This is a genomic window from Paracoccus angustae, from assembly GCF_042648745.1.
Lineage (GTDB): Bacteria > Pseudomonadota > Alphaproteobacteria > Rhodobacterales > Rhodobacteraceae > Paracoccus > Paracoccus angustae.
In genome coordinates, this window is the sequence record NZ_JBHRXY010000022.1 from 1 (window position 1) to 17,896 (window position 17,896).

19 protein-coding genes and 6 pseudogenes are annotated in these 17,896 nt (G+C 61.5%); 17 read left to right on the forward strand and 8 right to left on the reverse strand.

The window, feature by feature from the left end:
* Positions 1-418 precede the first annotated feature (418 nt).
* The 7 genes from ACFOM8_RS17320 (at position 419) to gdhA (ending at position 5,490) form a co-directional block, all read left to right on the forward strand.
* The gene (locus ACFOM8_RS17320) at positions 419-937 is read left to right on the forward strand and encodes a hypothetical protein (RefSeq protein WP_377763375.1); all 519 of its coding nucleotides are present in this window, start codon (positions 419-421) and stop codon (positions 935-937) included.
* Positions 938-986: 49 nt separating this feature from the next.
* Positions 987-1,430 carry a nucleoside diphosphate kinase regulator gene (rnk, locus tag ACFOM8_RS17325; protein ID WP_377763377.1) on the forward strand — a complete coding sequence of 148 codons (444 nt, stop codon included), beginning with the start codon at positions 987-989 and terminating at the stop codon, positions 1,428-1,430.
* A 289-nt stretch (positions 1,431-1,719) separates the two neighbouring features.
* Positions 1,720-2,394: a FadR/GntR family transcriptional regulator gene (locus tag ACFOM8_RS17330; RefSeq protein WP_377763378.1), complete on the forward strand. Its 675-nt coding sequence runs from the start codon at positions 1,720-1,722 to the stop codon at positions 2,392-2,394.
* 29 nt (positions 2,395-2,423) lie between these two features.
* A complete protein-coding gene (locus ACFOM8_RS17335; protein WP_377763379.1) occupies positions 2,424-2,867 on the forward strand; it encodes a BMP family ABC transporter substrate-binding protein in 444 nt (147 codons plus the stop codon).
* Entirely contained in the window at positions 2,836-3,471 is a 636-nt protein-coding gene (locus ACFOM8_RS17340; RefSeq protein WP_377763381.1) for a BMP family ABC transporter substrate-binding protein, read from the forward strand. Before ACFOM8_RS17335 ends, ACFOM8_RS17340 begins: the two co-directional genes overlap by 32 nt.
* Positions 3,472-3,519: 48 nt before the next feature.
* Positions 3,520-4,038: an AmiS/UreI family transporter gene (locus ACFOM8_RS17345; protein ID WP_377763383.1), complete on the forward strand. Its 519-nt coding sequence runs from the start codon at positions 3,520-3,522 to the stop codon at positions 4,036-4,038.
* Positions 4,039-4,128: 90 nt separating this feature from the next.
* Positions 4,129-5,490, forward strand: coding sequence for an NADP-specific glutamate dehydrogenase (gdhA, locus tag ACFOM8_RS17350; protein WP_377763384.1), 1,362 nt, complete (start codon positions 4,129-4,131; stop codon positions 5,488-5,490).
* Between the two features lie 218 nt (positions 5,491-5,708).
* On the opposite strand, the pseudogene ACFOM8_RS17355 reads toward gdhA, so the two are convergent.
* Positions 5,709-5,921, reverse strand: a pseudogene (locus tag ACFOM8_RS17355) (transposase); the annotation flags it as partial.
* A gap of 94 nt (positions 5,922-6,015) precedes the next feature.
* Between ACFOM8_RS17355 and ACFOM8_RS17360 the strand changes: the two are divergent.
* A pseudogene (locus ACFOM8_RS17360) lies at positions 6,016-6,345 on the forward strand (ABC transporter permease); the annotation flags it as partial.
* Between the two features lie 39 nt (positions 6,346-6,384).
* Here the strand turns inward: ACFOM8_RS17360 and ACFOM8_RS17365 are convergent.
* Both ACFOM8_RS17365 and ACFOM8_RS17370 read right to left on the reverse strand, forming a co-directional pair.
* Positions 6,385-6,909 (reverse strand): annotated as a pseudogene (locus tag ACFOM8_RS17365) (IS701 family transposase); the annotation flags it as partial.
* A 71-nt stretch (positions 6,910-6,980) separates the two neighbouring features.
* A pseudogene (locus ACFOM8_RS17370) lies at positions 6,981-7,097 on the reverse strand (IS110 family transposase); the annotation flags it as partial.
* A 197-nt stretch (positions 7,098-7,294) separates the two neighbouring features.
* On the opposite strand from ACFOM8_RS17370, the gene speB (ACFOM8_RS17375) reads away from it, so the two are divergent.
* Entirely contained in the window at positions 7,295-8,263 is a 969-nt protein-coding gene (gene speB / locus ACFOM8_RS17375) for an agmatinase (RefSeq protein WP_377763430.1), read from the forward strand.
* A 10-nt stretch (positions 8,264-8,273) separates the two neighbouring features.
* Entirely contained in the window at positions 8,274-8,903 is a 630-nt protein-coding gene (locus ACFOM8_RS17380) for a DUF1989 domain-containing protein (RefSeq protein WP_377763385.1), read from the forward strand.
* Here ACFOM8_RS17380 and ACFOM8_RS17385 read toward each other — a convergent pair.
* Positions 8,900-9,787 carry a LysR family transcriptional regulator gene (locus tag ACFOM8_RS17385; RefSeq protein ID WP_377763386.1) on the reverse strand — a complete coding sequence of 296 codons (888 nt, stop codon included), beginning with the start codon at positions 9,785-9,787 and terminating at the stop codon, positions 8,900-8,902. The two genes, ACFOM8_RS17380 and ACFOM8_RS17385, sit on opposite strands and share 4 nt — an antisense overlap.
* Positions 9,788-9,991: 204 nt before the next feature.
* Here ACFOM8_RS17385 and ACFOM8_RS17390 point away from each other — a divergent pair, with 204 nt between their 5' ends.
* The 6 genes from ACFOM8_RS17390 (at position 9,992) to speB (ACFOM8_RS17415) (ending at position 15,097) form a co-directional block, all read left to right on the forward strand.
* Entirely contained in the window at positions 9,992-10,846 is an 855-nt protein-coding gene (locus ACFOM8_RS17390) for a transporter substrate-binding domain-containing protein (protein WP_377763387.1), read from the forward strand.
* 119 nt (positions 10,847-10,965) lie between these two features.
* Positions 10,966-11,583, forward strand: a complete 618-nt coding sequence (locus tag ACFOM8_RS17395; protein ID WP_377763431.1) for an amino acid ABC transporter permease — start codon at positions 10,966-10,968, stop codon at positions 11,581-11,583.
* Between the two features lie 4 nt (positions 11,584-11,587).
* On the forward strand, positions 11,588-12,238 hold the full coding sequence (locus ACFOM8_RS17400) for an amino acid ABC transporter permease (protein WP_377763388.1): 651 nt from the start codon (positions 11,588-11,590) through the stop codon (positions 12,236-12,238).
* A gap of 23 nt (positions 12,239-12,261) precedes the next feature.
* On the forward strand, positions 12,262-13,131 hold the full coding sequence (locus ACFOM8_RS17405) for an amino acid ABC transporter ATP-binding protein (RefSeq protein WP_449301502.1): 870 nt from the start codon (positions 12,262-12,264) through the stop codon (positions 13,129-13,131).
* On the forward strand, positions 13,128-14,171 hold the full coding sequence (gene speB, locus ACFOM8_RS17410) for an agmatinase (RefSeq protein WP_377763390.1): 1,044 nt from the start codon (positions 13,128-13,130) through the stop codon (positions 14,169-14,171). Before ACFOM8_RS17405 ends, speB (ACFOM8_RS17410) begins: the two co-directional genes overlap by 4 nt.
* A 5-nt stretch (positions 14,172-14,176) precedes the next feature.
* Complete coding sequence (gene speB / locus ACFOM8_RS17415) at positions 14,177-15,097, forward strand: agmatinase (RefSeq protein WP_377763391.1); 921 nt, start codon at positions 14,177-14,179, stop codon at positions 15,095-15,097.
* Between the two features lie 92 nt (positions 15,098-15,189).
* Here speB (ACFOM8_RS17415) and ACFOM8_RS17420 read toward each other — a convergent pair.
* The 4 genes and pseudogenes from ACFOM8_RS17420 to ACFOM8_RS17435 form a co-directional block, all read right to left on the reverse strand.
* Positions 15,190-15,327, reverse strand: a pseudogene (locus ACFOM8_RS17420) (IS5/IS1182 family transposase); the annotation flags it as partial.
* Between the two features lie 92 nt (positions 15,328-15,419).
* Positions 15,420-16,357: pseudogene (gene repA, locus ACFOM8_RS17425) on the reverse strand (plasmid partitioning protein RepA); the annotation flags it as partial.
* A gap of 218 nt (positions 16,358-16,575) precedes the next feature.
* The gene (locus tag ACFOM8_RS17430; protein WP_377763393.1) at positions 16,576-17,136 is read right to left on the reverse strand and encodes a calcium-binding protein; all 561 of its coding nucleotides are present in this window, start codon (positions 17,134-17,136) and stop codon (positions 16,576-16,578) included.
* 27 nt (positions 17,137-17,163) lie between these two features.
* Positions 17,164-17,409: a PepSY domain-containing protein gene (locus tag ACFOM8_RS17435; protein ID WP_377763394.1), complete on the reverse strand. Its 246-nt coding sequence runs from the start codon at positions 17,407-17,409 to the stop codon at positions 17,164-17,166.
* A 130-nt stretch (positions 17,410-17,539) separates the two neighbouring features.
* Here ACFOM8_RS17435 and ACFOM8_RS17440 point away from each other — a divergent pair, with 130 nt between their 5' ends.
* Positions 17,540-17,896, forward strand: coding sequence for a PepSY domain-containing protein (locus tag ACFOM8_RS17440; RefSeq protein ID WP_377763396.1), 357 nt, complete (start codon positions 17,540-17,542; stop codon positions 17,894-17,896).

Genomic DNA, 17,896 nt, shown 5'->3' on the forward strand with positions numbered 1-17,896 from the left:
ACATAAGCACGTGCTTAGGCATGTGCCTAAGCCTCCATGGTTATGCCTGGTGTCCGGTCGAAAGGGGGGCCAGTTCACGCTCGGCAGCAAAGCAAAGCCCGGTGGGCTGCAGCGCAAGTCTCTGCTGAGGTTGCTCCGATATTGGTACAAGCTTGCCTGGAGGATCATGGGGGTAAAGACAGCAACCCTACCGATTGCGCCTGAAAATCAAGTGACTTGCTTTCAAGGGCAGGACGGCGTAGCCTCAAAAACATGCTGACGTTTATTTCCCAGATTAGGTTCCGGATGCTTCCCGGCTCACCTCTGACGCGCTCTCTGCCCCGGGCAGAGGCGGTTGCCAGCTGACGCTTTTTCCCCCGGGGCATATCACTCAAGACTTCAGATCAGCCTGGCGGACAATGTGCCGTGAGGAATAATCATGCCTTGCTATCTTCAGCTTCCCGAACCACTGGGCAAGGGGAAGTTGTCTGACTGCCGAGTTCCCGACGATCGTCATCATGCAGGTGATATTGCCGCCCTGCGACCGATCCGCGCCAGTCTTAGCCGCCGCGACTATTGGCAGTTGAACGAGCACAGGCGCCGCTGCGAGGATCTCGGAGGGACTATGTCCATCCGTCTGGCCTATCTGCTCCGCGCCAAGATGTGCGATGCGAAGGTAATCGACGACGGCGAACTCTATCCCGATATCGTCTCGGGCACGTCCCGCGTGACCTTCAGCCTGGATAGGCGCCGTGTCGAGACCTGCGTGCTATACCACCGGGATTATCCTGAGGACGAACGCAGCCGGCTGCATGTAGGCAGCTTCCTGGGTGCCACCCTGATCGGCATGACCGTCGGGCAGCATGCATCTCTCATCGCAGAGGAAGGCGCTATGGGAGAGCTTCAGGTGCTGAGGGTCCAGACAAACGGCGTCGCTTGCGGCATGTCCTTCGACTGACGGCCGCCTGTCCGACCATTTCATCGCTACAGTTTAAATGGAGGCTATCATGGCCCATTCCATGCACCGTGCTCGCACGGTTGTCGATGCCACCCAGGTCGAGCGGCTGGAGTCGCTTGCCGGCGCCATCATCGAGCGCCTGCCTGATGTCGGCTATCCCCTGGTCAACAAGCTGACATCGGCCATGCTGCTCTCGCCCATGCGTTTGCCCAGCAACATCGTCACGATCGGAAGTGACATTGTTTACCATGAAGACCATGCCACGCGTAATGTGCGTGTCACGCTGTCTTGGCCAGAAGAGGCCGATATCAGCCGTGGCAAAGTGTCGGTCCTGACCCCAGTGGGCACTGCGTTGCTGGGATTGTCGGCAGGTGATCACGTCAAGTGGACCAATCGGGCCGGTGATGAACGCAGTCTGACGGTTCTGGACGTGGCGCGATCGGCTGTGGGGACACCCGCAGCTTCGAGTCCAGAGAGATCAGCAGATATGTAGCCATGCCATTTCAAGGACACGATGATGCGCCGATCAATTCCTGACTATTGTCGCAACTGCGGGGCGGCTGTACCGCGCGCAGCGGCCGGACGCTGTCCGGTCTGCCGGCTTGAGTTCACACCGCTAGGTGGCACTTTCTTGTTCGAGCGAGGCATCAGCGCATCCACTGGCGACGTCCTGTTCGACGAGAACCGTGCCGGCACTCGATGCACTGGGGTTAAGTCACCATGAGAGAGGCTCGCCTGTAGAAGGCACAAGCGGGTATCGGTCTGCATCAAGGGAGCGCTCAATGCATCAATCGAAAGTCAGTTCAGCCCTGCAAGACCTGCTTGGCGCCTTGTCTCCGGGCGACCGCTTGCCGCCCGATTGCGACTTGGCACGCAGCCTCGGCTGCAGCAGGCAGACCCTGCGCGCGGGCCTCGCCGCCCTGCAGCGCGAGGACCTGATCTGGCGGCATGTCGGGCAGGGTAAATTCGTCGGACCTGCGCCGCGCGGCCTTCCGCTGAGCGGCGCAACGCTTCCCGCCGATGCCTTGCCTATCGATCTGATCCGCGCCCGTCTTCTTCTGGAACCTGCCATCGCATCAGAGGCAGCCAGACGGGCCGATGCCTCGGATATCGCAGAACTGCAAAGGTTGGTCCTAACCGGGGGGCGCGCGCAGCGGATTGCCGATTGCGAGCGGGCGGATAGCGACTTTCACCATGCGATCGCGCGCATGACGCGCAATGCTGCCGTAGTTGGGGTGATGACTTGGCTGACGGAGGCGCGCCGCCATGCCCCCTGGCAGCGCGGTTGGGACCGCAGCTATCGCCGGCTCGCGGCGGCGATGTTCCAGACCAGTCACAGCGATCAGCACCAGCGGATTGTGGACGCAATCGCAGCCGGCCACGACACCGTCGCCTTTGAGGCAATGACCCGCCATCTGGAGGAGATCGGGGCCGCGTTTCAGACAGCGCCTGTGTAACTCGATTATAAACTGCCCGAATATTCTGCATGGGCAAGTTCTGGATAACCGCGCCCGAGGCTTTACCTTACGCAAGGGTAACAGAGGGAGAAAATACCGTGCACAAGCTTGCAACATTCTGTGTCCTGCTGATGACGGGCGGTGCCGCATTCACGCTAGATAGCGATCTGGATAACGCCATGCTGTTGCCCGGCAGGATCGACGACAACGGCTTCATGGAGGCGGGCTACAACGGCCTGCTGCGCATCCAGAGAGAGTTCGGCGCCCGTGTTTCCTATATCGACGGCATCAACCCCGAGCGTGACCTTTTGGCCGAGGCCTTGCGCGAACTGACGGAACGCAAGCCCGACATGGTCATCGCCCATGGCGGCCAGAACAGCGAGGCAGCACAGATCGTCGCGGCGGAATATCCCGATATCCGCTTTGTTGTCGTGCAAGGCCATGTCACCGGGCCCGAACCTGTCCAGCTATGAAGTCCTGCAAGAGGAAAGCGCCTGGCTGGCAGGCGCCGCGGCGGGCCTGTTGACCGAAACGGACGTGGTAGGCCATATCTTGGGCATTCGGGTGCCGCCGGGGCAGGGGCGCGGGGCATTCTATCACGGGCTGATGCATACCATTCCCGAAGTGCGCTTTCTGACGATTTTTGCGGGTGACCAGGACGACAACGCCCTGTCGCAGCGCGTCGCCACTACCCAGATCGGGGAAGGTGCCGACATCATCTTCACCATGCTGAACGCCGGCCTCATTGGTGTGACCGAGGCAATGCGTGGCACGAAGACCCGCCAGATCGGCAACGTGATCGACTGGACCGCCGTCGAGCCGGGCATCTTTGTGGCCTCGGCCGTGGCCGATGCGGGCATTCCCCGAGTCGAGGCCGTGCGCGACCTTGCCGATGGCCAGTGGCAGGCCGGCACAGTCAAGGCGATCGGCCTGGAAAAACCGGCGGAGGTGTCGCTGGCCCTGTCGTCCGATGTTCCAGCGGATGTGCGGGCCGAAATCGACAGCTTGCGCAACCAGATTGTTGCGGACCGCATCACGGTCGCCACGGATTACGACGGACCCGAACTGGCTCCGTGATCACCGCGTCCGGCCCATGTTTTCCTTCAACGTCTTTCCCAAAGATCTATGTTGCTGCCCTTTTCGCTTCTTTTCGTCGGCGCGGTCCTGACGCTCAACGGCCTGTGGATGCTGAACCGCATCTCGGACAAGGAGATCGTGATCATCAACCTTGCCGTGTCCGTCACCACCGGGACCGTGGCCTTGATGGGCATGGCCGAGGCCAGCACGCCCGCTACGGTCAAGGCTGCGGCGCTGACGCTGCTGTTCACCCTCACCTACTTTTGGGTTGCGGTGAATCGACTGACGGGATCGGACGGGCGAGGGCTTGGCTGGTTCAGCCTGTTCGTGGCCGTTTCGGTCCTCCCGGAAGCCGCGGGAACGCTACGCCATGCCCCGGACGCGATGACCGTCTGGCTGGGCCTCTGCTGGGCGTGCTGGGCAGGCCTGTGGTTTTTGCATTTCCTGGTCTTGGCCATCCGGCGACCAATGGAGCGCGCAACGGCAATCGCTACCCTTTCAAGCGGTATTCTGACAGCTTGGCTGCCCGCCCTTGCAATGCTTTATGGCGGTGCACGACCGTTTTGAGTCCCATTATTGCGCATAACTATAGCATTTCATTCTTGATGTGCCTGCACTTCAGGCTATCAGTGCCCAAAAAATAAACGGAGAACAGCATTGGGACAGATCGACGATAAACTTGAGGGGATCTTCAGCGAGGTGATCCGGCGCAACACTGGCGAGGCCGAGTTTCACCAGGCCGTCCGCGAGGTTCTGGAAAGTCTGGGCCGTGTGGTCGCCAAGCATCCCGAATACCTAGACAAGGCGCTGATCGAGCGGATCTGTGAACCTGAGCGCCAGATCATCTTCCGCGTGCCATGGACGGACGACAGCAATCAGGTCCGGATCAACCGCGGCTTCCGCGTCCAATTCAACTCGGCCATGGGCCCCTACAAGGGCGGGTTGCGGTTCCACCCTTCGGTGAATGTGGGGATCATCAAGTTTCTGGGCTTCGAGCAGACCTTCAAAAACGCGCTGACTGGACTGCCCATTGGTGGCGGCAAGGGGGGATCGGACTTTGACCCGAAAGGCCGCTCGGATGCTGAAGTCATGCGCTTTTGCCAGAGCTTCATCACCGAACTGTGTCGCCATCTGGGTGAATACACTGACGTGCCCGCAGGCGATATCGGCGTGGGTGCGCGAGAGATCGGGTACATGTTCGGCCAGTACAAGCGGCTGACGAACCGCTACGAGGCCGGCGTGCTGACCGGCAAGGGCTTGTTCTATGGCGGCTCGCTGGCCCGCAAGGAAGCCACCGGCTATGGCAACACCTATTTTACCCGGTCCATGCTGCAAACCAGCGGCGATGATTTCGACGGCAAAACGGTTGTCGTGTCGGGTTCAGGCAATGTGGCGATCTATACCATCGAGAAGGTCCAGTCCTATGGCGGCAAGGTCGTCGCCTGCTCCGACAGCAGCGGCTATATCGTGGATGAGAACGGTCTTGATCTGATTTTGGTGAAGGAGATCAAGGAAGTTCGGCGCGGTCGGATTTCGGAGTACCTGCGCCTGAAAGGCGAAGGCAGCGGCGTCTATTTCGTCAAGGCAGGCGATGGCTCGATCTGGGACGTCCCGTGCCAGGTCGCCATGCCCTCGGCCACGCAGAATGAACTGACCGGCAAGGATGCCAAGCGGCTTATCGAGAACGGCCTGACGGCCGTGGGCGAGGGCGCGAACATGCCCTCCACCCCCGAGGCGATTCGCCTATTCCAGCAGGCCGGCGTCAGGTTCGGCCCTGGCAAAGCCGCCAACGCCGGCGGTGTCGCAACGTCAGCCTTGGAAATGCAGCAGAACGCATCGCGTGATCGCTGGACCTTCGAAAAAACCGAAAGCCGGCTGGCGGAAATCATGCGCGATATTCACGACAGCTGCTTTGAGACAGCCGAGGAATACGGCGTTCCAGGCGACTACGTAACAGGTGCCAACATCGCAGGCTTCATCCGCGTGGCTGAGCCAATGCTAGCCTTCGGAGTGATCTGATCGTCGGTCCACCGCGATTACAATGGAAAAGCGGCCCTTGGGCCGCTTCTTGCCTTGTCTACCAGCCGTTCAGTCCTCGAGCGGCCTGCCTGCAATGTCGCGGCCGGAGAGCATGGAGACTAACGCCACGAGGGTAGCTGTCATCAAAAACCATGCTAGTGCGGCCTTGCCGCTGTGGCCGAGATTGGACGAGTGGCACTGAAGGGCGTAGTGCCGCCAGCGACGATCTTCTTGAGGCGGCTGTTCTCGTCTTCGAGCGCCTTCAGTCGGCGCATCTCATCGGGCAGCAGCCCGCCGTATCGCTTCTTCCAGTTGAAGTAAGTGGCTTGGCTGATCCCGGCCTTCTGGCAGATCTCCGCAACCGGCGTGCCTTCCTCGCCTTGTTTCAGGATGAACGCCTTCTGCGCCTCGGTGAACTTAGATGCCTTCATCGTTCTCAGCTCCTCTCCCAGCCAAGGAAGGTTAGCCGAAAACTCCAGTTTCAAACGGTCCAGTTTTCAGGGGGCAGAGCACCTTGGACGCGAGATGTTCCTGCTCGGCGCGAATGAGAGGGCTGCCGTTTTCAACGGGCTTCGCGTGACCTGGACGAAGTTCGCCGTCTATCTCCTTTGCGGCACCTTTGCCGGCCTGGCAGGCGTTGCTGTGGTTCTGCGTCTGGGATCGGGTGGTCTGGTTCTTGGCGACAACACCCTACTGATGGCCATTGCCGCAGTGGTGTTGGGCGGCACCTCAATCACCGGCGGTGAAGGCAGCGCCGTGAAGACGGCCAGCGGCGTTGCAGTCATTGTGCTCCTGGACAAGGGGCTGAACATGCTGGGGCTGAGCTTTTACGATCAGGCTATCGTGCTTGGGATAGTTATGGTGCTGGGCAGCGCATTCAACGCGTGGCTTTACAACATCTTCGGGAACATGCGCCTTGGTCCGGCGCGCCGCATCATCAGCCCAGACCCTGGGCAAATACAGGCGCCGATCAACAAGCGCATGGCCAAAGCGGCTGGCATAGGCGGCAAAGACACCGATCTGTCAGTTTTCGATCCGTCCCGCCGTCCCCGAATACTGGCGCGCCACGCCGGCAGATGCAGTCCCCTTTTTCAGGAAGCCGGTCTTATCCACCACCAGCATCCCGTCCGGATCGCCAAGCGCCTCGATGCCGTAGCATCTCACCAGACGGCAAAGCTCATCGGCCGACCAGGATGACCGCCCCAGAAGCGATTGGATGCGGTAAGGACGCTCGAAGCCCGCCTCTTCCGCCAGCATCCAGCCGGTCTTGCGTTCGGCTCCCGACAGCACGCCGTCAATGAAGGCGTTTGCCGATTGCTGCTGCTCGCGTCGCCCAAAGGCCGGCGCGATGATCTCTCTCAACTCCTGGAGCGCGGCCTGCCAGTCGATCAGGGTTCCCGTCCAGTCCGCAACAGACATGCCAACCCACTCCCCGCCAAGCGACATAACCACACCGGATCAGGGAATGGTATAAAGCGCAGCTGTAGTATTAGCACCTGAGCCCGCCGCAATTTCTTGCGCAGGACGGCCCGCCCTGCGCCGACAGCTCCATGCACCTGTAACACATTCTTCGCAAGATCGAGCCCGACCGTGATAATCTCCGAAATGACCGCTCCCCTTTGTGGATCGTTGCAGACCCACCTTGGCACATCAGATCCCGTCGGGGGGCGGTCACATTATCAGAGCCACCTCGATCCACGGCAATAATTAAAAAAAGCGATATGAACACCCAATACTCGTCATGGAACCGTTGTGGATGCCGATGCTAGGCTGCGGGCCAAGGGACAGAGAGGAGATGGCCAGCATGAAGCAACATGGATATGAGGGCGGACGGCTCGACCTTCCGTTCGTCGGACTTTGCACGTTCGGCAAGCGCCCGGTCTGTCTCGACTGGGACAAGATCGATGCCGACGTCGCGGTACTTGGCGTCCCCTTCGACATGGGGACGCAGTATCGGTCCGGCGCTCGCTTCGGGCCGCGTGCGATCCGTGAGGCCTCCACGCTTTTCTCCTTTGGCCATGGCGGAGCCTATGATCACGAGGACGACAAGGTCTATCTTCCGCTGGATCAGGTCCGCATCGTTGATGTGGGGGACGCCGATATTGTGCATACCGACACGGCGGCGAGCCACGCGAATACCGAACAGGCCGTCCGCAAGATCCTTAAAAGGGGCGCGCTTCCGCTGGTGCTTGGGGGCGATCACGCGGTCAACATACCCTGTATCCGGGCCTTCAGCGACCACGGTCCGATCCACATAGTCCAGATCGACGCGCATCTGGATTTCGTGGATGTGCGCCACGGCGTCCGCGAGGGCCACGGCAATCCCATGCGCCGAGCGGCCGAGCAATCCCATGTCAGCGGCCTGACCCAGATCGGCATCCGCAACGTCTCGTCCACGGCGCGGGACGGATATGATGATGCCCGCCAGCGCGGCTCCACCATCCTCTCGGTGCGGCAGGCCCGCAAGGCAGGCGTCGAGGGCGTCCTTGCCCAGATCCCGGCGGGGGCGCGTTACTATGTGACGATCGACATCGACGGCTTCGATCCCTCGATCGCGCCGGGCACTGGAACGCCAAGCCACGGCGGCTTCTTGTATTACGAGGTCATGGAGATCCTTCAGGGCCTGTCGCAACGAGGCGATGTCGTCGGGGTGGATCTTGTCGAGGTTGCCCCGGCATATGACCCCTCGGGCATCACAGGAATTCTCGCAGCCCAGGTCCTGCTGAATTTCCTCGGCTATATCTTCGCTGCCCGGCAATCGCGCACAAGCTAAGGAGGCCGCCATGAACGCACTGAAAGAAGACAAGGGTCTTCGCCTCATTCCCGCCCGCCGGGGCGTCGCCGCGCGGGTCGGGAAGGGGCAGATCGTTACCGTCATCAATACGCACGGCAGCCAGGTCGTGGATACCTGGGCTTTCAACGCCGATGATATCGCCGAGTTCATGTCCATGGAACACACCCGCGGCGCGATGCTGCGGCTGAATCCCCAGGTCGGGGACAGCCTGCGCAGCAACCGGCGCCGCCCGGTGCTGACCCTGATCGAGGATACGTCGGGCGGTGTGCATGACACGCTGATCGCCGCATGCGACCAATACCGTTACGAACAGCTCGGGCATACCGGTCATCACGACAATTGCACCGACAACCTGGCAGCGGCACTTGCCGAGCTTGGGCTAACGGCGACCGAAACGCCCTCGCCCTTGAACCTGTTCATGAACATTCCCGTCCATGGCGATCAGGCTATCTCGTTCGACGCGCCGGTTTCAACACCGGGCTCGCACGTTTCGCTGCGCGCCGAAATAGACTTGGTGATCGCGTTTTCTGCCTGCCCGCAGGATCTCGTCCCGGTCAACGGTGCAGCCTGCGTTCCCACCGATGCCCATTTCCGCATTGATGATGGGCGTCCCAGCTAGCCCGCCCTCTTGCGCAGTTCCTGGATGAACATGCGCAGGGGCAGGGAGGCCTTCTTGTGGTTGGGCAGGATGATGACAAAGGTCGAGCGGAGTTGGGCTTCCGGGGCAAGTAGGGCCTTGAGCCGGTCCTTCTCTCTCAACATCGGTGTCATGTGGTCGGGCAGGTAGCCAATGAAATGGCCACTCAGGATATACATCGCCTGCGCCTCGACATTCGAGGCGTAGGCCCCAATCTTCGCATTCGGGATATGCCTTAGTTCGGATCGGTTGGCATAGGGGCGGACCACCACCGTCGCGGCTTCGACATCCGCCTTCGTCACGTCTTTCTTACTGAACAATGGATGGCGTTCGCTGCAATAGATCGAATGGATCTCGTGGTGAAACTCGGTCTGCGAATAGCCGGGAAGGACCTTCATCCGCGGAGATATGGCGCAGTCGATGCCACCCTTGGAAATCTCGGAAATAAGCTGTTCCGGGGATCCGATGGTGAGGCGAAGCTCCACCTCCTGGGCCTTTTCGGTGAACGCCCGGATCACATCGTCCATGCCGAGGGCTGAATCCGTCATGGTGGCATCGACCACGCCGATGCGCAGCAGGCCGGTGGCATGCGAGCGCAATTCGCCGATCTGCTGTTCGAACAAGGACAGCGCGGATACCAGGGCATGCGAATGCTCGTAGACCGTCTGCCCGCGGTCCGTCAGTTCGAACCCTCGCCTACCCCGCTGGCACAGAGAAAAGCCCAACCTTTGTTCCAGCGCGTTGATCTGGAAGCTGATTGTCGACTGGCTGGTCGACAGAGCAAGCTGAGCGCCGGCGAAACCGCCATGTTCGACAACCGAGCGAAACACCTTCAGAGCGCGAATGTCGGATGCAGACAAACGCAATGAACGGCCTCCTTCCCGTGCCTGCCGCCTAGATGCCACTTTCGTCAAACATCGACGGGTTCGATATATGATTACTATTTTCCGTATTTATCCGTGTGTCAATCGAGGCATAATGATCTAGATCCCGCAGTCTCCCCGGCGCCTGCGGGTGATCGCTCTTTGACGCCCGGACTAACCGGTCGCAGCACCAAAAGGGAGATACCGATGCAATCGGCAATGAAGCGCGGCACGGGGGTGCTGCTCACAGCCCTTATGTCGATGGCCAGCGTGACCGCAGCTGCGGCTGCCGACCTGCTGGAGCAGATCAAGGCGCGCGGTGAGATTATAGTCGGCACCGAGGCCCGCTATCCGCCTTTCGAATATGTCGAGAACGGCCAGATCGTCGGCTACGGCGTCGATCTCTTCGAAGAGGTGATGAAGGGCCTTCCGGGCGTGAAGGTGACCCGCCTCGATCTACCCTTCCAGGGACTGCTGCCGGGTCTTCAGGCGAACAAGTTCGACGCGATTATCACCTCGGTAACCGTGAACAAGCAGCGATACGACACCTATCGGCTCTCCTTGCCGATTGCCGATGCGTCCTTCGCCTTCGTCAAGCGCAAGGGAGACGACTCGCTCAACGACCCGGCGGATCTTAGCGGCAGGGTTGTCGGCACGCAGGCTGGATCGGCGCAGCTTGCGGGGACGGAAGCGTTCTCGAAGCAGCTTGAAGAGCAGGGGAAGGAGCCGATTGCGGGCATTCAGACCTATGTCGACTTCAACGAGGCCTATGCCGACCTGGCGGCGGGGCGAACGGACGCGGTCGTGAACTCCCTCCCAAACCTGCTTTACCTGCAGACGCAGCGTGGCGACGTGTTCGAGGCCGTGACAACGACATTCGGTGCCCCGACCTACTTCAGTTGGGCATTCCGGAAGGACGAGGACAGCAAGGCGCTTGCGGATTTCATCGATGACCAGTTCCGCAAGCTGGCCGAGGACGGCACCATGGCCGAGCTGCAGCAGAAGTGGTTCGGCTTCACCATGGATCTGCCCACCGACGCGCTGCCGGTGCCCGAGCAGTGAAACCTCATACCCCCCAGCCCATGCGGCAGCCCGCCCTCGGCGTCCGGGATCGCCGGGTCACGTCGTGTAAAAGGTGACGAGCCGTTACGATGCTTGCCCTCATTCTGAACAACCTGCCCATGTTGCTCTGGGGCGCTGGGATCACGGTCCTGGTGTCGGGGGTGGCGATCATCCTGGGCATGCCGCTGGGGCTTGCGTTGTGCTTCGGGGTGACCTCCGAAAAGCGCTGGCTGCGCTGGGCCTCGCGCGTGTATCAGAGCGCCTGGCGCGGAACCCCGATCCTCGTCCAGCTGCTGATCATCTATTACCTGCTGCCGGTCATCGGCATCAACGTGCCACCGGTTCTTGCTGCGATCATCGCGCTGACGCTGAATACGACGGCATTCCAGGCGGAAATCTTCCGAGGCGGACTTCTGGCAATCCCGAAGGGGCAGATGGAGGCCGCCCGCATGGTTGGCCTCCGCAAGTGGTCGGCCCGCCGCCACATCCTTATTCCGCAGGTGTTCCGGCTGGTCATCCCCTCGCTGGTCAACGAAACGATCAGCATCTTGAAGAATTCCTCGCTGGTTTCGGTCATTGCAGTGACGGAACTAATGCGGGTAAGCCAGCAGATCGTCGCAACGACCTATCGGCCTTTCGAGATCTACATCGCGGCCGGGATCATTTACATGGTCATCAACCTGGCCCTCTCGCTCGCAGGCCGCGCGACCGAACGACGCCTGGCGCAGGGAGGCTGATACCATGAACCAGTTCCTCGGCCTCTTGACCCAATATGCGCCGCTCATGCTCTCGGGGCTGATGACGACGGCCTGGATCTGCACGCTCGCCTCCGTCCTCGGCATTGCCGTGGGCCTGCTTCTCGCCAGCCTTGCCGGCGTGCCTTTTCGTCCGCTGCAGTGGACGGTGCGCGGCTATATCGAGATCATGCGCGGCTTGCCGATCCTTATCCTGCTGTTCGTGCTATACTACGGGGGGCCGAGCATCGGGATCCGACTGGCCGCGGAAACCGTGGGCGTGCTTGGCCTCGGCTTCTACAGCGCCGCCTATTTCGCGGAGATCTTCCGTTCGGGCTTCGAATCCATTCCGGGCGGCCAGATCGAGGCCGCCCGCATGGCGGGACTGTCGAACAGACAGATCATCCGGCACATTAAGCTGCCGCAGATGCTGGTCCTGATTACGCCAGCGCTGGTCAATCAGGTCATCATCCTCGTCAAGGAATCTGCCGTCCTGTCTATCATCACGGTTGCCGAACTGACCAAGAACACCACGCAGTTCGTCAATGAAACCTACGCGATCATCGAGCCCTATCTCACTGCCGCACTGCTCTACTGGCTTCTTGTCGAGGCTGTGGCTCAGCTGGGACGATTTATCGAACGGCGGGTCCGGTTCTGAACGATGCCTCAAGGAAAGAGCAAGTGAAAACAGACGCTGCGCGATTAGCCAATCCTGTGATCAGCACCCGCGACCTGACCAAGGTATTCGGCTCGTTCACGGCGCTTTCGGGTATATCTCTGGACATCATGGAATCCGAGGTGGTGTGCATCATCGGGCCGTCCGGCTCGGGCAAGAGCACCCTGCTGCGCTGCATCAGCTTTCTGGAGGAATATACTAGCGGCGAGGTCGAGATCGAGGGCCGACTGTTGGGCTATCGCCGCACGCCCGCGGGGATGGTGCGGGAAACCGAGCGCAACATCGACGACGTCCGGCGCAACGTCGGCATGGTGTTCCAGCACTTCAACCTGTGGCCGCACATGTCCGTGCTGGACAACGTGACCCTCGGTCCGCGCCTGACTAAGCGCGTGCCAGCCGCCACCGCCGAGCAGGCGGGCCGGTGTGCGCTTGCCAAGGTAGGGCTGGAGGGCTTCGCCAACCGCTACCCGTCGCAACTCTCCGGTGGCCAGCAGCAGCGGGTGGGCATCGCGCGGGCACTGGCGATGGAGCCTCATGTCATCCTGTTCGATGAGCCCACCTCGGCCCTTGACCCCCAACTCGTGGGCGAGGTTCTCGACACGATGAAGGCGCTTGCTGGCGAAGGCATCACCATGGTCGTCGTCACTCATGAAATGGGCTTTGCCGCGCAGGTCGCGGATCGCGTGGTGTTCATGGATGGTGGCCAAGTGATCGAACAGGGGCCGCCATCGAGCCTGTTCGGCAATCCCAGAAGCGCGCGCTTGCGCGAGTTCCTAGAAACCTGGAAGTCGCGGAACATGCTTTTCCAGTCGGATGAGCCCCAAGCAGGCGCATCCTCCTCCGCAAGTCTCCCATCCGGTGAACATCAGCCATGAGCGAAGCTCTCAGCCCTGCCGGTGTGCCACGCATCTTCGGCGACGTGCCGCCCTTCATGGCCTTTCCTCATGTGCAAAATCTCGCCAGTGTCTCGGCTGACGCGGTCATCGTGGGAATGCCTTATGACGGCATCGCGACCTTCCGGGGTGGCGCGACGCGAAGGGCGCCGCAGGAAATCCGCAAGTTTTCGCTTCTTTATGGCAGCTACAGCTTCGACTGGGACTTCGACCTGCAATCCCATATCGCAGTGGTCGACAACGGTGACATAGATGTCGTCCCGGGCGACAACGAAACCAGCTATGCGCGTCTCAGGGCACGGCTAGACCAGATGCTCTCCGCCAAAGCGGTTCCTCTGACTATCGGCGGCGATCACGGCATTAGCTACCCTGCGGTCAGCGCAGTGGCGGCCGCAAGCGCTGCGTCCCTAGGGCTGATCGTCTTTGACACTCATCTCGACCTTAGCGAATCCTTCGGGGGTGATCGCCTGACGCGTGCTTCGCCACTGCTGCGGATCGCCGAACTCGACGGTGTGGACCCGCAGCGTATCGTGGTAATCGGTGCCCGTGGTCCACGCAATCTTCCCGAATGGACTCCACTTTATCGCAAGCTTGGCATCACCGTGTTTTCCATGGAGGAAGTGGAGCGTCTGGGCATCGACGCGGTCGCCGAGCGCGCAAGGCGGATTGCATGCGCCGATGGCGCAAGGCTTTACCTGAGTGTCGACATCGACGGGGTGGACCCAGCCTTTGCGCCGGGAACGAACAGCCCCGAGCCGGGGGGACTGACCTCGCGCGAGATCATCAGGGGCGTCCGCATCGCGGCCCGCGATGGTTTCGCAGGCTTCGATCTGGTCGAAGTCGCGCCTGACTTCGACAACAGCAGCGGCACCACCAGCGTCCTAGCGGGCCGCCTGCTGGCCGAGGCGCTCTTCTGCCTTGCCGCATGCAAGGGGGGGATGCAGGATGCATGGCGGCACGCGCATCGGACCGGCGACGACAGCCAACCCGCAAGCAACAATCATGAAGGTTCGAAAGATTGACGGACATGACCTACCAGCCGCTCGACTCTGGTGCCTTTCCGCGATTTGCTGGGCCGTCGACCTTCATGCGCCTGCCGCAGGCGCGCCCGGATCAGGTGGATATTGCCCTGGTCGGTATTCCCTTTGACGGAGGGACGACAAACCGGCCTGGGGCGCGTCACGGTCCACGGGAAATCCGCAACCAGTCGAGTCTGGTGCGGCGCGTCCACCACGTGACCGGCATCTCGCCATTCGACCGGGTGCGGGTGGGTGATTGTGGCGACGTGCTGGCAAGTCCCCTCGATCCGGCGAAGGCAATCGAAACCATCGCTGAATTCTTTGCAGATGTCCGCAAGGCGGGCGCAAGACCACTTGCGGTCGGCGGGGACCATCTGGTCACGCTTCCGATCCTGCGGGGCATCACGACATCACCCGTCGGAGTGATCCATTTCGATGCCCACTCGGATACTTATGACTCGTTCTTCGGCAACCGATACAATCACGGCACGCCGTTCCGCCGCGCGATCGAGGAGGGGCTGATCGACCCCAAGCGCATGATCCAGATTGGCATTCGAGGCGCGATATCGGATGCGCAGAACTACGACTTCGCGCGTGAAGCCGGGATCCGCATCGTCTTTATCGAAGAGTTCATGCAGCGCGGGGTTGGGGCCGTGATGGAGGAGGCGCGGAACATTGTCGGTTCCGGTCCGACCTATGTCTCGTTTGATATCGATGTGCTTGACCCGAGTTTCGCACCGGGCACCGGAACGCCTGAGATTGGCGGCATCTCGACGCGAGAGGCTCAGGAAATGATCCGCATGCTCGCTGGCCTTGATATCGTAGGTGCCGACCTCGTTGAGGTTTCGCCACTTCTAGATTCCTCCGGAGTCACTGCCCTCACAGGCGCGACATTGTTGTTTGAGTTGCTTTGCGCCATTACCGGCTGATAAAGCTTGGTGCGTGTCGTAGGGCGACAAGGATGCGCTCCAGAGGAGTTGCACTCGGTCGCCGCCAGTGTCAGTTGGCATAAACATCAGATTTAGACTATGACGATGGCGGCGAGCATGATGGCGTTGGGGAAGATGTCTCCGCCTATCTCGGAGCGGGCGGCAATGCCGCGCCAGTCCTTCAGGCGGACCACGGCATTCTCGATGCGATATCGCTTCCGGTAAAGGCGCACTTCGCCCGGGAAAAAGTTGCTCATGGCAGCGTGGTAGCGGCAGACGAGGTCGCGCACTGGGATGTGCTTGATCCTGCTTTCGACATGCAGCGGATCACGACATAGCGCATCCAGTCGTAGTCCATGTTGCCCCCCGCATCGGCCACGACCCCCAGCAGGTTCGATGTCATCAGCAGGAACTGGCACATCGACATCACGTCCAGCATCTGCGGATGCACGGTCACAAGGATCGCGGTCGTCGCCGACAAGGCCGACATGGTCAGGAACCCCCAACTGCGGCGGACAGTCGATCACCGCCACGTCGTAGTCGTTCTCGACCTCGGCCAGAACGTCGCCGATCCGGGTGAAGAAATGGTTGCCCGAGCGTTCGCGCAACGCCATGGGCGTGGCGTGTTCGAATTCCATCAGGTCCAGATTGCCGGGAATCAGGTCCAGATTGGTGAAATAGGTGCGCTGGATCACGTAGCGCAGCGGCACCGGGTCGTCATAGCGGATCGAATCGTAGATGGTGCCGTTATCGGGCAGGTCCAGTTCGGGCTGCACCCCATGCAGCGCGGACAGGCTGGCTTGGGGGTCCAGGCCGATGGCCAGCACGATCGCCGTCCAGCGCCAGCTTCTGCGCCAGATGGCCGGCCGTGGTGGACTTGCCCGAGCCGCCCTTGAGGTTGATCATCGTGATGACCTGCAAGTGATCCTGGCCACGCCTGCCCGGCAGATAGGTTCCCGTAGTCTTTTCTGCTTTTTCAAGTGGTTATCGAAAAAATTGAATGTCGGCGGGCGTGTAATGGCGGCGGCCCCCCGCGCGCGTCTCGGGCGAGGGGGCCTTGCCTTCCATGTCCAGCTTTCGCAGATAAGCGTCCTTGACGCCCAGCAGTTCGGCCACTTCGCCCGAAGTGAACTTGCGCAATTCCCGCTTGGCATCGGAGGGAAACAGCTGTTCGCGATGGGCATGCAGCCGTTCGGACAAGGCGGACGCGTGCGCGCCCACCAGCTTGTCGATGCGTGTCTTCGGCTGCACAATGCCCATGCCGCCATCCCTCTGCCCGGTCGGCCCAAGGTGGTTACGCTTTAAGCCGTCATATTCAGTTTTCTGCGTAAGTTATTCTTCGCTTCTGCGATTCTGGCACGGGGCTTTCTGACGGTCTGCCAGCATGGAACGGTCGGGGCAACGAAAAGGGCAGGGATCATGCACGACCCCTGCCTGCGGGGAAAGGCAGCGCGCCTTTCCGTTCCGGAGCTTGCGCCCTAGAAGGTGAAGTCGGAAAGCCCCAGTTCGGCCTTCTGAACATCCTCAAGCACCACGATCGTGCCCGGCGCGATGGTCAGCACCAGATCGGCGCCGTCCTGCCGGGCGCCGTTGATGACCTGCTGCACCTGGGCGCGGCTGAAATCGTCCAGCTCGATGCGGTCGATGCCGTTCTGGAAGTCGGTGACGCGGTCGCGGCCGTCGCCCCATTCGAATTCGAAGACATCGGCCCCAGATCCGCCCGTCAGGATGTCGTTGCCGACCCCGCCCTCCAGGTGGTCGCGCCCGGTGCCGCCCGCCAGCACGTCATTGCCCAGGCCGCCTTCAAGGTCGTCGTTGCCGCTGCCGCCCGCCAGGCGGTCGTTGCCGCGTCCGCCTTCCAGCTCATCATGACCGAAACCGCCCCAAAGCCGGTCGTGGCCATTGCCGCCCTCCAGCTCGTCATGGCCGAAACCGCCCCACAGGCGATCGTTGCCATCGCCGCCCAAGCCGAACAGCCGGTCCGCCAGGCCGGATCCGTTCAATGTGTTGATGCCGTTGGTGCCACGGAAAAAAGGCATGTCGCTTTCCTTTCTTGGTTTCAGGTGTCAGTCGTCGCGGGTTTCGCCGAGGATCGCGCCGGTTGCGGGATCGATGCGCAAATCCACGCGCCGCCCATCCGCTGCGACGGCGTCCACGTCGATCGAGGCGCGGTCCACGTCGATGTCGCTGATGCGATAGCCCTGCGCCTCGAGATCCGCGATGATCGCGGACAGGGGGCGCGCGGCGTCCTGCGCCAGGGCCGTGCCGACGGGGCCCAGGACCAGGGCCAGAACGGGGATCAGTCTTTTCATGCGTCGCTCCTTGTGCCGGGGCGGCCTTGATGCCCGCCTTGGACGAATCGCTTGTCGCATATCCCACCTGATGCGGCGCTGACCGGCCTTGTCAGGGAATTGTCAGCCGGCCCGCGCTAGAAGGGACGGCATGCGCATTCCGATCCTTGCCCTTCTGCTGCTGCTGGCGCCCGTTCCCGCCCTTCGGGCCCAGGAGCCGCCGTCGCGCGACGCCTTCGAGATCGAGGCCGACAGCGACCTGGCGCTGGCCGCGGTGGCGCGGGGCGAGATCCTGCCCTTGTCGGCGCTGATGCCGCGCCTTCTGGCCGCCTTTCCGGGCGAGGTGCTGGACATCGAGATCGACCTGGACCCCACGGGCCGCATCGAGGAATACGAGTTCGAGATGCTGACCCTGGAGGGGCGGCTGATCGAGGTGGACATGGACGCCCGCACGGGCGAGATCACCGAGGTCAGCGACGAAAGCCCCGAGGACGAGGACGATGACTAG

Excerpts from the sequence above, each read along its gene's own strand:
- ACFOM8_RS17345 (WP_377763383.1), top strand. The coding sequence starts at position 3,520 with ATGTTGCTGCCCTTTTCGCTTCTTTTCGTCGGCGCGGTCCTGACGCTC.
- ACFOM8_RS17340 (WP_377763381.1), top strand. The coding sequence starts at position 2,836 with ATGTCACCGGGCCCGAACCTGTCCAGCTATGAAGTCCTGCAAGAGGAA.
- ACFOM8_RS17335 (WP_377763379.1), top strand. The coding sequence starts at position 2,424 with ATGGGCAAGTTCTGGATAACCGCGCCCGAGGCTTTACCTTACGCAAGG.
- rnk (WP_377763377.1), top strand. The coding sequence starts at position 987 with ATGGCCCATTCCATGCACCGTGCTCGCACGGTTGTCGATGCCACCCAG.
- ACFOM8_RS17390 (WP_377763387.1), top strand. The coding sequence starts at position 9,992 with ATGCAATCGGCAATGAAGCGCGGCACGGGGGTGCTGCTCACAGCCCTT.
- ACFOM8_RS17320 (WP_377763375.1), top strand. The coding sequence starts at position 419 with ATGCCTTGCTATCTTCAGCTTCCCGAACCACTGGGCAAGGGGAAGTTG.
- ACFOM8_RS17440 (WP_377763396.1), top strand. The coding sequence starts at position 17,540 with ATGCGCATTCCGATCCTTGCCCTTCTGCTGCTGCTGGCGCCCGTTCCC.
- speB (WP_377763391.1), top strand. The coding sequence starts at position 14,177 with ATGACCTACCAGCCGCTCGACTCTGGTGCCTTTCCGCGATTTGCTGGG.
- ACFOM8_RS17330 (WP_377763378.1), top strand. The coding sequence starts at position 1,720 with ATGCATCAATCGAAAGTCAGTTCAGCCCTGCAAGACCTGCTTGGCGCC.
- ACFOM8_RS17430 (WP_377763393.1), bottom strand. The coding sequence starts at position 17,136 with ATGCCTTTTTTCCGTGGCACCAACGGCATCAACACATTGAACGGATCC.
- ACFOM8_RS17435 (WP_377763394.1), bottom strand. The coding sequence starts at position 17,409 with ATGAAAAGACTGATCCCCGTTCTGGCCCTGGTCCTGGGCCCCGTCGGC.
- ACFOM8_RS17395 (WP_377763431.1), top strand. The coding sequence starts at position 10,966 with ATGTTGCTCTGGGGCGCTGGGATCACGGTCCTGGTGTCGGGGGTGGCG.
- speB (WP_377763430.1), top strand. The coding sequence starts at position 7,295 with ATGAAGCAACATGGATATGAGGGCGGACGGCTCGACCTTCCGTTCGTC.
- speB (WP_377763390.1), top strand. The coding sequence starts at position 13,128 with ATGAGCGAAGCTCTCAGCCCTGCCGGTGTGCCACGCATCTTCGGCGAC.
- ACFOM8_RS17400 (WP_377763388.1), top strand. The coding sequence starts at position 11,588 with ATGAACCAGTTCCTCGGCCTCTTGACCCAATATGCGCCGCTCATGCTC.
- ACFOM8_RS17380 (WP_377763385.1), top strand. The coding sequence starts at position 8,274 with ATGAACGCACTGAAAGAAGACAAGGGTCTTCGCCTCATTCCCGCCCGC.